The sequence below is a fragment of the Empedobacter sp. UBA1574 genome (assembly GCF_002322895.1).
GTDB classification, from domain to species: domain Bacteria; phylum Bacteroidota; class Bacteroidia; order Flavobacteriales; family Weeksellaceae; genus Empedobacter; species Empedobacter falsenii_B.
Genome location: NZ_DCOI01000029.1, coordinates 33,645 through 47,983 on the forward strand (window position 1 = coordinate 33,645; position 14,339 = coordinate 47,983).

At 31.0% G+C, this 14,339-nt stretch carries 12 protein-coding genes and 2 tRNA genes; 3 read left to right on the forward strand and 11 right to left on the reverse strand.

What is annotated here, in order from left to right:
- Positions 1 to 15: 15 nt before the first annotated feature.
- The 8 genes from B3578_RS08635 to B3578_RS08670 all read right to left on the reverse strand — a co-directional run bounded on the left by B3578_RS08635 (position 16) and on the right by B3578_RS08670 (position 10,751).
- Complete coding sequence (locus tag B3578_RS08635; RefSeq protein WP_280050626.1) at positions 16 to 3,399, reverse strand: hypothetical protein; 3,384 nt, start codon at positions 3,397 to 3,399, stop codon at positions 16 to 18.
- A 93-nt stretch (positions 3,400 to 3,492) separates the two neighbouring features.
- Complete coding sequence (locus B3578_RS08640) at positions 3,493 to 5,124, reverse strand: ArnT family glycosyltransferase (RefSeq protein WP_125349996.1); 1,632 nt, start codon at positions 5,122 to 5,124, stop codon at positions 3,493 to 3,495.
- Positions 5,108 to 5,743: a lipid-A-disaccharide synthase N-terminal domain-containing protein gene (locus tag B3578_RS08645; RefSeq protein WP_221855455.1), complete on the reverse strand. Its 636-nt coding sequence runs from the start codon at positions 5,741 to 5,743 to the stop codon at positions 5,108 to 5,110. The genes B3578_RS08640 and B3578_RS08645 overlap by 17 nt, the downstream gene beginning before the upstream one ends.
- On the reverse strand, positions 5,743 to 6,456 hold the full coding sequence (locus B3578_RS08650) for a glycosyltransferase family 2 protein (protein ID WP_221855457.1): 714 nt from the start codon (positions 6,454 to 6,456) through the stop codon (positions 5,743 to 5,745). Before B3578_RS08650 ends, B3578_RS08645 begins: the two co-directional genes overlap by 1 nt.
- A gap of 123 nt (positions 6,457 to 6,579) precedes the next feature.
- Complete coding sequence (locus B3578_RS08655) at positions 6,580 to 7,629, reverse strand: glycosyltransferase family 9 protein (protein ID WP_114998777.1); 1,050 nt, start codon at positions 7,627 to 7,629, stop codon at positions 6,580 to 6,582.
- 123 nt (positions 7,630 to 7,752) lie between these two features.
- Positions 7,753 to 8,457 (reverse strand): SDR family oxidoreductase, encoded by a 705-nt coding sequence (locus B3578_RS08660; protein WP_038330800.1) that lies wholly within the window; start codon positions 8,455 to 8,457, stop codon positions 7,753 to 7,755.
- Between the two features lie 13 nt (positions 8,458 to 8,470).
- On the reverse strand, positions 8,471 to 9,247 hold the full coding sequence (locus tag B3578_RS08665) for a hypothetical protein (protein WP_125349992.1): 777 nt from the start codon (positions 9,245 to 9,247) through the stop codon (positions 8,471 to 8,473).
- A gap of 67 nt (positions 9,248 to 9,314) precedes the next feature.
- Complete coding sequence (locus B3578_RS08670; protein WP_371875724.1) at positions 9,315 to 10,751, reverse strand: amino acid permease; 1,437 nt, start codon at positions 10,749 to 10,751, stop codon at positions 9,315 to 9,317.
- A gap of 181 nt (positions 10,752 to 10,932) precedes the next feature.
- On the opposite strand from B3578_RS08670, the gene B3578_RS08675 reads away from it, so the two are divergent.
- From B3578_RS08675 to B3578_RS08685, 3 genes are all read left to right on the forward strand, one after another.
- Positions 10,933 to 11,601, forward strand: a complete 669-nt coding sequence (locus B3578_RS08675; RefSeq protein ID WP_221855474.1) for a hypothetical protein — start codon at positions 10,933 to 10,935, stop codon at positions 11,599 to 11,601.
- A complete protein-coding gene (locus tag B3578_RS08680) occupies positions 11,598 to 12,086 on the forward strand; it encodes a hypothetical protein (RefSeq protein ID WP_221855472.1) in 489 nt (162 codons plus the stop codon). The genes B3578_RS08675 and B3578_RS08680 overlap by 4 nt, the downstream gene beginning before the upstream one ends.
- Before the next feature lie 89 nt (positions 12,087 to 12,175).
- Entirely contained in the window at positions 12,176 to 13,078 is a 903-nt protein-coding gene (locus B3578_RS08685; protein WP_125349990.1) for a ketopantoate reductase family protein, read from the forward strand.
- A gap of 36 nt (positions 13,079 to 13,114) precedes the next feature.
- Here B3578_RS08685 and B3578_RS08690 read toward each other — a convergent pair whose 3' ends face one another.
- The 3 genes from B3578_RS08690 to B3578_RS08700 form a co-directional block, all read right to left on the reverse strand.
- On the reverse strand, positions 13,115 to 14,029 hold the full coding sequence (locus B3578_RS08690) for a hypothetical protein (protein ID WP_125349989.1): 915 nt from the start codon (positions 14,027 to 14,029) through the stop codon (positions 13,115 to 13,117).
- Between the two features lie 95 nt (positions 14,030 to 14,124).
- Positions 14,125 to 14,208 (reverse strand) — tRNA-Ser (locus B3578_RS08695).
- A 19-nt stretch (positions 14,209 to 14,227) separates the two neighbouring features.
- Positions 14,228 to 14,301, reverse strand: a tRNA-Arg gene (locus tag B3578_RS08700).
- Positions 14,302 to 14,339 lie beyond the last annotated feature (38 nt).

A 14,339-nucleotide genomic window follows, 5' to 3' on the forward strand; every position in this document is an offset into this window, starting at 1 on the left:
ATCGTCTTTTATTATTTAAAACCTCGCTTGCACTTGCACACTTCCCGTATGTATTGGCTTATTTTCTTCGGTTTTTCGTCCATCATACGAAATATTCAATTGCAAAAAACTTGTGATTTGCCGTTGGATTTGCAACTGCCAAACAAAATTATTTCCAGCGCGCAAACCTTCCATCATTTGATTTCCAACAACAGATTCTTGGTTTCCGATAAATTTATTGTTGATAAAACTAAAACTTCCCAACAAACTCATTTTATCCGAACCGTTCCATTGAATTTCTGTTCCCAAATCCGACTGATTTAATTGCTCTTCACCCGAAACATTCTTCTTATTTTGATAATTATAAAACAACGACGCAACAAGATTTTTTTCTGTTTGATACGTAATTTTTGGTGATAAACGAAGATTATTTAACTTATATCGTCTACTCAAAAATAATTCAGAATCGCTGTTAATCACCATATATTCAGTATCGAAACTTGCGATTAGATCTTGCAAAATCTTATAACGCGCTTGCAACAAATAACTGTCTGAATCACGGTATTCAGAACCTGTGTAAACATACGTTTGGGATTGTTGTTGATTGTAAATAAAATTTGACGACCATTTATATTGTGTTCCTTGATTAAAGAAAATCGACGAACGAATACTTCTTGTTTTACCTAAAATTTGAGCCGAATTCGTAAAAGGATTCCATTCTAACGTCGTTCCTTCTTTGCGCAACGAGTTACTTGCCGAGATATTTTGCTGAAACATCCAACGATTCCAGAATTCATTTTCGGTATTAAAAACTTGTTTTGGACGAAAACGCAACGTAAAATTGAATTGATTTTTATTCGTTTTCAAATACTCGATTGTATTCGTATACACGCGAATATAATTTGCTTGGTCGATAAATTCTGCCACTTCAAACTCGTCAATTTGCTCAATTCCATCGCCGTTATAATCCGTCCATTTGTAAATTCCCATTCCATCCGAAACTTTTACATACTGAAATTCACGCTGCGGTTCCACACCGCTTCCCACTTCATAATCTACATTTAATTGTAAACCTTGATTGAAAAAAGCTTTGTACCATTTTACGCTTCCTGTCATAAAATCTTCGTTCGGCGCATCTAAAAATTGATAATTAACTCGTCGATAATGGAAATTTAAATTTAATTGATGATTTTGTTTTTGTATTAATGTTGAATTAAAAATAGCTCCTTTACTTTGTTGAATATTTTGCCAAGTCCCTAAACGAACCGAATCGTCTTGACGTTGATAAACCGTCAAATCGATTTTATGACCAAGCGAATCTGCAAAACCTCCTTTCAACTGAAATTCATTCCATTTAAAACTTAAATCTGATTTTTGATTTTTTGTCAAATCATCCATGTCATTATTCTCGCCCCAAACTCTCGCTCCAACCCAAAATTTATTTCCAATTTTTCGTTTTCCATCTACCATATAACGCGCAAAATTGGTATTTTGAAGCGTTGCTTTTGTTGATAAAATATTTGCTTGCGCAACGATTTCGTCTTTTTCAGTTTTATAATTTGCATCAAGTTGATTTCTCAAACCTTTGTACAAACCAGTATTTTCAAGATAATCGAATTTATATTGTGCATTAAATTTTTCTTTCCAAGATGAATTGATTTTTGCTGTGATAAAATTCTGATTTACGCCACTTAATTCTTGTTCCAAATTAAAATCTCGTGCAAATTCAACAGCTCGTAAACGCTCTGCACTTTTATAATTTTTATTAATAAAATTCCATTCCGCATAAGGTGTAATTTTCCAATTTTTGAAAGAAAATGTTTTTTCACCATAAACACGAGTTGCTAAACCAGAATTGTTTTGATCATCAATCGATGAAAATAAATTTTGATCATAATTACTCAAACCTAAATTAAAACCAACATTTCCATTATTTCTCAATTGATATTGTCCATTCAACGTATAAATCTGCAACTTTTTAGGCGAAATTAATTGCTTTATTGGTTCATAATCACCTTGTAAAACTCCAGCAATTGCTTCGTTATATTGAAAGACTTTCCCATTTTGATTCGCATTTATTTGTCGATAATTTCCTTGATTAGCGCCAACATACGTGAAAGCCACTTGATACAATTCATCGTTTGGATCCGTCGAATATTCAAAAATATCTAATCCATTTTGATTTACTTTTCGATACAAGATTTTATTCGAATCATACGTCGTTTTCTCTGCAGAAATGGTGTACATTTTATCTGGATCATTCCCTGCATTTGCCAAAATTTGCTTTTCAGCATCTGTCAAATCATTTCCAAGTGAATTATTCTTCGAATCTCCTTGAGAAAAGAAAAAACCTGACAATTTCAATCGTTCCGATTCGTATTCAGCTCCACCATAAAGTAAAACTTGTGAATAATTTCGAGAATTGTACAAATACTCCACATTAATACGCGTATTTGCGGTAATCAATCGGTTTGAAGTGAAAGAAATTTCTCCTGTATTGTAATTAATTACATAATCATTTTGCTCGCCACGCTCCAACAAAACACCATCAATATATACTTTTTCACTTCCCGAAATAATAATCACATACAATTCATTATTCTTTCCAGAAAGCCTGTAAGGACCTTGATTTCCGTCTTGTCCAACAAAATTAACACGCATAAATTCACCTCGTGTAATGCTTCCAGAAGCAAAAATATTGGTCGACGATTTTTCGCTTTTTAACTGAGTTGACAATTGTAAACCTGTTACTTTTTGATTAAATGGATTGAAAAAATCTCGTTCTTGATTGGTATTAATATCAATATGTCCAGCTCTAATTTTCGAATTTTTACTGGCTAATTCGATGTAAACTTTATCAAATTCTTGCAGATTTTGCGTGTATCCATCCGATTCTATTGGCACATTATTATCCGCAATCGCCGCATTTACTGTAATATCATCCGATAATTTTCCTGACAATTCCAAATCCAACGAAGATTGCACAGACGCACTTTGATTATTCCCAAAACGAATACCACGAACCATCGAACCTTTACTATTCAAACCATCAAAAACATCTTTGTTCGCTTGTTTTGAATTCGGTTCTATTTGATGAAAAATATCAACTGGTTTTGCATCATTAACAATGATATTCGGATTTTTGGCATAAAAAACAGATTCGGCTAATTTTGGATTAACAAAATACTGAATTTTCACCATTTGTTTGGCGATTGAAGAATTGAAATAAACCTCGTTTCGTTCAAAATTTATCGTATAAAATTCTTTTGAAATTGGATTTCCTGTTGAATCTAAAATTTGAAATTTTTCGGATAAAATTCCTTTATTTTGAAGCTTTATCGTATCAGAAAGTTGAACAGAATCTTGTCTAAAATTAGGATTTTTCCACCCAAAATGTTGAGCAAAAACAAAACTGTTCACTAACCAAAAACATAGAAAAAATAGAATCCGAAACTGCAAAAGATTTTATTAGAATAACGAAAATTTAAGCTAAAAATTTTACTCGAAATTTAATCACTTTTTTTGAATCAAATAATAGTTTCTTTGGATACGATCGTTATAATTTTTTTGATTTTTTGAAGAATGATTCAAATCGACCACACCAATTTTTTTGATTGAATAATTATTGAAATGATCCGCAAAAAAAGTAGAATCTGACGGACTTGCTAACATTCCAAATTTCTCTTCTTTCGGAAAGATAGTTTTCTTTCCATCGTTAATTGCAGGAATTGAAGTCCCATAATCCAACACTATTTCAGGAACAAAACTTTGCCATTCGTATGTTTTGATTTGATTTTGTTGTTCTAATTTTTTCAGATTTTTAGCAGAAGAATACAATTCTTCGGAAAAAGTTAATTTGGAAAGTGGAAATCCAAACGCAACAACTGAGCACATCAATAAAATAGTTGAGTAAAATATCTGTTCGAATGATTTTATCTTTAATCCTTTAAAAATTGAGATTCCTAAAATTAATCCTACGACAGCAAAAGGAATCGACCAAACCAAAAATTCTGACAAACGATCTTTTGTATAAATAAAAACACCAACTGAAATTGCGATTCCTATTATTCCGTATAAACCAAACGCAAAATTGGTAAAATATCGTTCAGTTTTATTTGATAAATTTTTGAATTCTAATCGTAAATATTCGATATAAAAGCCAATATTCATCGCTAAAGGAATTAAAACTGGTAATAAATATCTTGATTTTTTTTCTGGAATTACAGATAATAAAACCACCGATAAAATCGTCCATAACCAAGCAAATTGATAGGCTTTTTTGTTTGCAACTTTATTCTTTAGATAGGGATAAATCAAACTTACCAAAGCCGGAATTGTCCATAAACCAGATTGCGTAAAGAAACTCCAATAATAATAAATTGGGCGAGTATTATAGCTATGCCAATTGTTCACTTCCTTTTGAGAAGCCGCTAAAAAATGTTCTGGATCAAAATATTTCACATACATCATCCATGCAAATCCTACAACACAACCTAATATTATCGTTAAAATTGTAATTCCTAAATTTCTTCCTAATTTGTATCTATAAACAATAAAATAGGCAATTAAAAAAGGTAAAAATAACGCATACAACGAAACTGGACCTTTGCTCATTATCGAACAAGCCAACAAGAAAAATGCAGCAATAAAATTGAATAAATTAAATTTTGATGATTGAAATTCTTTCACCAAAAACAATATTGCTCCCATCACAAAACTATGCGTGTACATGTCCCAATTGTTATCTCTCCCTGAGAAAAACACGTAAAATGAAGTGATTAAAACCAATGAAGAATTAACAACTTGTTGTTTTGTTAAATCGAAATGCGTTAATGTTTTATAGAACCAAACGACTAATAAAATGGTAATTAGAACAACTGGAATGCGTAGCCAAAAAAAGTTTTCGAAACCAAAAACACTTCCAAAAACAGCTGTAATCCAAGTTGGTAAAGGTGGCTTTTCATAACGAGGCAAACCGTTAAGCGTGGTAAAAATCCAATTTCCATCGTGTACCATTTCTCGCGCCGAAATAATGTTTCGAGCTTCCATAATGTTGGTTTGTAAAGCGCCAAGATTGACAAACAACATCAAAATTGTTACGATGATTAAAAATAAAACTGAATTTTGCTTAATCCACTGAACCATTTTTTTCTTTTCGTTTGATTAATATATTTCGAGCATAAACGATAAATCCCATAAAATGACCAACAAATAAAACGGGATCTTTTCGAATAATCGCGTAAATTAAAATCAACAATGATCCTGTTAAACTAATTGCCCAAAATCCCATTGGTAATTGCGATTCGTGTTTTCGTTCGGAATAAATCCATTGATAGACGAAACGAAATGTAAAAAGTACCTGAGATACGACTCCTAAAAATAAAAGCCACATCGGAATTTTTTCGTTTTTGAATAATAAATCTACATCAAAAATTCCGTTATTGAAGCCATAAAAAACAATTAATGCAGGAAAAATATACAGAAAAATACGTACTATTTTTGGAAATTCTTTCCAATGATTTTGAAGTTGAATATTTCTGATATAGATATAATACGTCAATGTTTGTCCCAACATAATTGAAAAATCATGACGCAAATAACCATATAAAAATAGCAAAACAGAGGCAAACAAGCTAACTTCCCAAAATAATTTTGGTGTAAGAACTTTTTTATTCTTTTCGGAAACAATCCATTGTAAAATAAGACGACTCGAAAAAAGTGCTTGTGCAAGAAATCCAATACTGATGATAACCCAATTTGGCATTATGCTCTTTCTTGAATTTTATAATTGATGTATTTTTTCTTCATCCAAACAAATGCAAAACAATCCATTAACGGTCCTAATAAACGATTCCATAAATTGAATTTTGATTCGCCTGCTATACGTGGAAAATGTTTGACAGGAACTTGAGTTACTGTTCCGTTTTGTAATAAAATCATAGCTGGTAAAAATCGGTGCAATCCTTTGAACATCGGAATTTTTTTCGCTTTTTCAGCATCTATAACTTTTAATGGGCAACCTGTATCATCCATTCCGTCATTGGTAAATGCTCTACGAATAGAATTGGCAATTTTAGATGACATATTTTTCACGAAAGAATCTTTGCGATCTGCACGAACACCAGTCACCAAATCAAATTGATCTGCTAACTCTAATAATTTATTGAAATCTTCTGGATCTGTCTGTAAATCTGCATCAATATAACCAACCCATTTAGATTTCACTGTATCAAAACCAGCTTTTATAGCAGCAGATAAGCCATAATTTTTGTCAAAAGAAATATAATGAAAAGCTTGATTTCTACTACAAATCTCTTTCATAAGAGCCAAACTTTTGTCTTTAGAACCATCATTAATCAATAAAATTTCAGTCTGTTTTATTGACTTTGACAGATATTGATTCATTGTTTCTTCCAATCTTATCAAGTTATCTTCCTCATTATAAATTGGGATAACAATTGTAAACTCTGTTGACATTTTTATATTATTTCAAAGGACAAAGCTATGAAATTATCAAACGAAATTAAAATATTTTTATAGAAATTAATTTACTCTATATCAAATCAATATAAATTTTATTCAATGATAAAAAACAGCTTTTTAAACCAATAATTTATCCATTTCTTGAATAAGAATCCTCTTATCTTCATTATTAATCAAGACTACAGCATTTCCTACTCCATAAGGTTTATAACGCTCTAAGAAGCTTTGATCTTTAAACAAACCAATTGTTTTTGTAGACGCAGCACAACTCAAATGCATCATACCAGAATCGGCTGCAATCACAAATTCGCAACTTTTCATCAACGCTGCAATTTCTCTCACATCTTTACTATAATAAGTAGGCAATCTATGATTTAACATCGAAATATTTTCGACAGGTAAAATTTCAATTAGATTATATTCTTGCGAATATTTTGGATAAAATAAATTATAAAATTCTATCCACCATTCCTCATCATAACATTTTACACCTGTTGCATACGTAAAAAACGCCAACGTTCTCTTTGAAGGATCTTGAATCAATTCATTTAACATTTCTACTCCTTTCAAAGATTCTTTCTCTGTTAGCTGAATATTTAGAGTTGGAATATCTAAATTCCCTTCTTTATTTTTAAATAATTCTATGAATTTTCTAAACAGATAAACTGGATATTGCGCTTGATGAATATGAATTTCTTGATTCGAATTCATTTCAAATTCATTTCCAAAAATTTTATACTTAGAATTCGCAAAAGAAGTTGAAAGTCGTCCTGAAGATGAATTTTTATCAACATTAATGACTAAATCGTAATTCTTTTTTTTGATTTTTAGCCAAACTTTAGCGTATTGAATCAATTCTTTGAAAGGTTTTTTAGGTAATTCAATAATTTGATCAACTTGAGGATAGTTCTCAAAAATAATCGGAGCAACCTTACCTTTTACAAATAAGTCAATTTTAACACCAGGATTATATCGGATAATTTCCTGAATCAAAGGTGTAATCAATAGAATATTTCCTAAACGCTGATTGGGTCTGTTTATCAGTACTCTATTAAGTTCAAGAGGTTTTTCTTTGTCTATCTTTGGCAAATTACCATCACCTATTCCTCCTGTTAATCGACGCATAATTGTACGACGAAAATGATTGACTGATTTTTTAAAATTCATTAAAAAGTGCTCGTTAAAAAAATACCTTTATTGTATTCTTATTTTTCCACGAAACTATGTAAACTATTGGTAATTACGAAATATTTTTTTCATAAAAAAAGATCTCTTATCGAGATCTTTAAATTATTTTGTTTTCGTAGGACGAACTTCTATTTTACTTGGCAAAACATTTGGATTCATTTTCAATAAATCAACTACCATTTGTCCTAAATCTTCGGGCTGAATTTTCCATCCATCCTCCGAATTTGGCACATGATCATTAAAGTTTGAAGTCACAGAACCAGGCATAATCGTTGTACATTTGATATCATAATTTCTCAAATCTAACATCGCTGCTTGGGTAAAACCGACAACGCCAAATTTCGAAGCATTGTAACCCGCTCCATTCGCAAAGAAATTTGTTCCCGCCAAAGAAGCAATCGAAATATAATATCCTTTCGAAACTTTTAGTGCTTCAACAGACGCTTTTATTGTATGAAAAACTCCTGTCAGGTTAGTATCAATCATCGCATTCCAATCTTCTAAAGAAAGTTCATCAACTGGCGCAAATTTTCCTAAACCAGCATTTGCAATCACAATATCCAAACGTCCAAACGCAGAAATAATTTGCTCAATTGCATTTTGTTCATCTTCGAAATGTCTCACATCCGACTGAATAGCCAATACATTTTGATTTCCTAAATAATGACGAGCTTTTTCAACATCATCAATGTTTCGTCCAGAAATTGCCACTTTCAAACCATTTTCTACCAATGATTTTGCAATTCCTAATCCAATTCCTTTTGTTCCCCCCGTTATATAAGCTACTTTACCTTCTATATTTTGCATAATTATTTTAGTTTTATTTTTGGTTCAGCCAATTCCATTTACCATCTTTTCGGTAAATAAATCCGCCTTCTTTTGCGTTATCTTGATGCACATAAATCGCATCATAATCTAAAGTTACGATTTCATTTTTAGAAACTCCATTTAAATTTCGTTTCACTCCATCTTTATAATTCGAATAAAGTGGCGTTCCTTTTGGAATCATCATCAACGTTCCGAAATCATAATTTGTAATTTTGAACGGATCTTTTGCTCCTCCCAAACCATAAATTTGACTTCCTTTTTTCATATTATTCACAATAAATAAACGGATATTTCCTTTTGTATCAATCATTCTATATAAATAATCCACCACACCGTCACCAAAAAAGTCGCCTTTAATTGCGAAGCATTTGTAAGCTGTTGCTAAATAAAATTCGCTAAAAGCTGGGTGCGTAGAAATTTCTGTTTCGAATTGATTGACAAAATTTTGTTGTGTGATTAAATAACCACTAAACGCATACAAATCGCCTTGAGCAGAAGAATCATTAACTCCTTCATCCAAAATTAATTTAGACGAGCTAACATCTAATTTCACCCAGTTTCCACTTTTTGCTTTCCCATTATCTTTAATTGCAAACGCTTCACCTTTTTCTGAAATTTTAACAGGATATCCATACGGAATTTTACCAATTCGTTTTCCATTCGGACTTGTTCTAACTGTCAATCCTTCTTGCGCTATAACTTGATAAATTTCTTGTGAAAACACAATAGAACTCATCATCAAAATGAATCCAACAACTATTTTTTTCATGATGTAAAATTAAAAAGCTTCAAGTAATCTTGAAGCTTTTATATGAACTATTTTAAATTAAAATTTATCAAGAATTCTTAGTCTTTTTATTTTCTTTTACAATTCGATAAGCGATGTAAAGGAAGATCAACCAAACTGGAATTAATTCTACTGAAATTTTAAGTCCTGTAAACCACATAATCACTAAAATTCCAAATAAGAAAATTAGACAAATATAATTACTGATAGGATACAAGAAAGATGGAAATAATGTTTTTGTATTCTCCAAATTCTTTTGTTTTCGGTATTTAAGATGTGTTATCGAAATCATAATCCAGTTAATTACCAACGAAGAAACCACTAAAGACATCAATACATGAAATGCATCTTCTGGAATTATTTTATTAATTAAAATACAAATTGCTGCGAAAAAAGATGAAACTAAAATCGCCATAACAGGGACGTGATTTTTGTTTAATTTTTTTAAGAATTTAGGCGCATTTCCTTGTTCTGCCAAACCATATAACATTCTACTATTACTGTAAACAGAGCTATTGTAAACTGATAAAGCAGCCGTCAAAACAATAATGTTTAGTGCATTGGCAATTAATCTTGAAAAATCAATTGTGTTACCAAAAATATTTAGTTTCAAATGATTCAAATTCTCAAAAACCATTACAAAAGGACTACTTTTATCCGTAATCGTTTCCCAAGGAGCTAACGAAAATAAGATAATTAATGCTCCAACATAGAAGATTAAAATTCTATAAATTACTTGATTGGTTGCTTTTGGAATTGTTTTTTCTGGATTTTTAGCTTCAGCAGCTGTGATGCCAATCAATTCTAAACCTCCAAAAGAAAACATAATAAGAGCCATTGCGGCGAATAATCCACTAAAACCGCCTTCGCTATTACCAGATAACCAACCTTTTGGAAAAAAACCTCCGTTGTTCCAAAGATTTTGTATTGTTGCTTGTTCACCTCCAGTTCCGCTTATTAATAAGTAAGCTCCGAAGATTATCATAGCAATAATGGCAATTACTTTGATGATAGAAAACCAAAATTCAGCTTCACCAAACATTTTTACTGAGCCTAAATTCAATGCGTTAATCACAATAAAAAAGAACAAACTCGACGCCCATAATGGAATTTCTGGCCACCAAAATTGTACATAAATTCCGATTGCAGTCAATTCGGACATACTTACTAAAACGTAAAGAATCCAATAATTCCAACCAGAAGCAAATCCAGCAAAAGATCCCCAATATTTATATGCAAAATGACTAAAGCTTCCTGAAACAGGCTCGTTAACAACCATTTCTCCTAATTGGCGCATAATAAAAAAGGCTATAATTCCTGCAATTGCATATCCCAAAATAACAGATGGTCCAGCTAAAACAGCAGCAGGTCCAATTCCTAAAAACAAACCAGTTCCAATCGCGCCACCTAAAGCAATCAATTGAATATGTCGGTTAGTAAGGCCTCTTTGTAATTCTTTTTCTTCAGTATTATTTATTTGACTCACGTGTGATGTATTAATTTGTTAAATATATGTAAAAACTATTTTCTAAAAGAACAATTTGAAGAATTGTCTTGTTTGAATTAATATAAAGAAAATGCTTTAATAATAAATTTTATTCATGTTAAATCGTATAAAATAAAAGAAAGTATTCAACTAAATTCCTAATTTTATAAAAATCAATCTTATGAAAAAATTATTTTTCACTTTTTTACTGACATTATTTACCTCTGTTCAGCTTTTTGCAGATGGACCTTTTTTATATTCTTTACCTTTTGGTTCGAGAGTTTATCCTGATGAAACGATCTTAGAAAAAACGAAAGAAAAAGGAATTGATTATTCTACTTTCGAAAAATATATGTTGGATAATAATATAGAATTAGGCAAAAAAGTTGGGCTTCTTTCTGAACTCGAAGTTTATTTTGTGGTGAATGATAATCAAAAATCATATTTTGTTGATTATAAAGAGAAATTTAAAAAGTCAGTTGGAAAGAAATTTGGAACTAAAACTCCAATCAATGAACGATTTTTAATTGCGTTGATGGATGATTACGATATAGAATCTCCTAAAGTAGAAGTATATCAAAAATTTGTTGATGAAAACCCTCAAAGTAAAACGATGCAATTTGTGAATATTTTTGCTTATAATTTTAATCTTATTTGGGATGATGATAAAAAAGATTATTCTTCTATGAATGATTTTATAGAAAAATATCAAGATAATTGTTTGCAAAATTTTGAGAGTTTTAACAACGATACTTCTGCCGATATTTTTTCTGAATTTGAAGAAATTATTGCGTTAGGATACAATTGCGATTATGCTTTGAATGTCTTGCTCCTGCAAATAATCGATTGAATATTCTGAATCAAAAAACAGGATTTACTTTAAATAAAATTGCAAATGCAGAACCAATTCCAAGAATGGTTGTGACGTCAAATGCTTCTCAAATTGGATTGTCGGCTTATGAATGGTTAGGTGAGGAAATGATGTTAATTTCAAGCTTGAAAATTTCGGATGAAGAGAAAACTCTTCTGAATTATTTTGCCGTAAATGAAACATACAATTATATCAATCATGTCAACAATCTATATGTTTTATTTGAAGCGATTCAGAAAATGCCCTCACAATTAGCGAAATCTGCGAATAATAAATCTGTTGAAAAAATTGCTGCAAAAGATAATTGGAAGAAAATAAATCAATTGTATGATGTATTGAAAAAGAATTTTCAAAAAGAGAATGAAATAGCTGTAGATTCTAGCTCAAACCTTGATGATTTGCGTAATTTGATTTATTATTTGTATCTCAATCCAAAAGAATTGTCAAAAGTTTATCAAAACTAATTATAACCGAAATATTAAATTTTTTCAAAGACTTTAATTCGTAAATGTTGTAGATTTTATTTTAAATTTATCTTCTAAATAACAAAAAAATGAAATCAATTTATTTTCTTGGATTGGGAGCTTTAGGAGCAAAATATGCAGCGAGTTTTTATGAATATAATCCAGAAATTGTAAGTGTAATTGTAGATGAGGAGCGAAAAAATCGATACGAAAAATCGCAAATTTTTGTGAATGATAAAGCGTATGATTTTAATTATGTCACAAAAATCGAGGAGAATAATTATCCAGATTATATATTTTTAGTCGTTAAAAGTTCACATTTACAGCAAGCGATAGAAGATATGAAGCCTTTTGTTGGTGAAAACACAATGATTGTAAGTTTGATGAACGGAATTTCTTCTGAACGTGTTTTGGCAGATCATTTTGGATGGGATCGTGTGGTGAATGCAGTTGCATATATGGATGCTGTAAAAGTTGATAATCGCGTGACGTTTTCGAGTATAGGAAAAATTATTTTTGGGAAAATGGATTCAATTAATCATGATAAATTAGTCGATTTACATGAATTGATGAATGTTGCTGAAATTCCAAATCAATTATCGGATGATATTCAGAAAGCGCAGTGGGCGAAATATTTGGTAAATGTTGTCGGAAATCAATTGACGTTTTTGTTGGAGTTTCCATATGGACAATTTCGTACCAATCAACATCTCGAGGTTTTAATGGATATGATTTCTAATGAAGTTCTTGCAGTTGGGAATGCACATGGAGTTGCAATTGGTCAAGAAGAAGTGGATCGAATGAAATCTACGATGAAAATTGTGGATGAATTTGGTAAAACTTCGATGTTACAAGATCGCGAAGCAAAACGATATTCGGAAGTGGATGAATTTGCAGGCGAAATTATCAGTTTAGGAAAACAATATAATATTCCGACACCTTACAACGAGTTCATTTATAATATGGTAAAATCAATCGAAGAAACATATTAAAATAGTCATAAAGTCATTCAATTTTGGATGACTTTTTTATTTGAAATCAATCGCTTTTGGATAAGCAACTTTCTGAATAATATAAATCGATAGCATAAAAAATATACTCATGATTAATGTTGCAACAGGTAAATATTTTATCGAGTCAGAAGGTAAAATCATTGGTAAAATAACCATTGCAAAAGCAGGAGGTAAGCGTAAATCTGTTAATTTCAAAATAAACATTACGATAATCAAATCGATCAAGCCAATGATTAACCAATTATCAAGATAATGCATTGTTAAACAACCAGCCATTGTAGCCATGAACATTACAAGAATACGTTTTAGACGTACGGTTAATTTTAATGTTGGATTATTTAAAGATTCAAAAGAAATTACGATAATAGGTGGAATAGCAGAGAAATGTGCAAAACCGCTAAAATAACAAGCTGTAAACCAAACTACACATAATCCGATTAACCATCTGTTATGGCTTGTATAAATCATTGGAACCGCATTTTCAGTTGGTTTTAGTTTGAATATTTTTATTGATAGAAAAAGTAAAAAGACAAATAGAAATATCGCATATAGAAATACAAAAGATTCTGTATTTGTAACAATTGGTAATAATCCCGTAGCTAATGCTGGCGCAAGTTGACTTTTAAAAATTTTCAAGACAATTAACATTGCAACCAATACCAATGCTAATTTGAATGATAATATAATCGGTAAAAAATTAATCCCAAATCCTAAAATAGCAGTTATGGATGGAAGTAAAAAAATATGAAATGGTCGTTGTAGCCATTTATTTTCTCGAAACGTTAAAATTCCGACAGATAATGCAGCAACTTCTGGTAAAATAATTTCTTTATCATCATAAATCATTGCTGTTCCAATCATGATTAAAATAAATAGAAAAGCGACAGAGTATGAGACAAAAGATTCTTTATTACCTAAGATAGATTTCATGAAATAAATGTATAAAAAAAACCTTTGCAAATATACAAAGGTTTTTGTCGGGGTGGCAGGATNNTACACCCCGATTCGGTCATTCAAAAAAAATGCGGAGAGACAGGGACTCGAACCCTGGCATCGGTTTCCCGATGACAGATTAGCAATCTGCTCCATTACCGCTCTGGCACCTCTCCTGGTTTTTAATAAAACGTGTGATCCAGTCAGGATTCGAACCTGAGACCTACTGCTTAGAAGGCAGTTGCTCTATCCAGCTGAGCTACTGGACCGATCCAAAAATTCATTGAATTTTGTCGGGGTGGCAGGA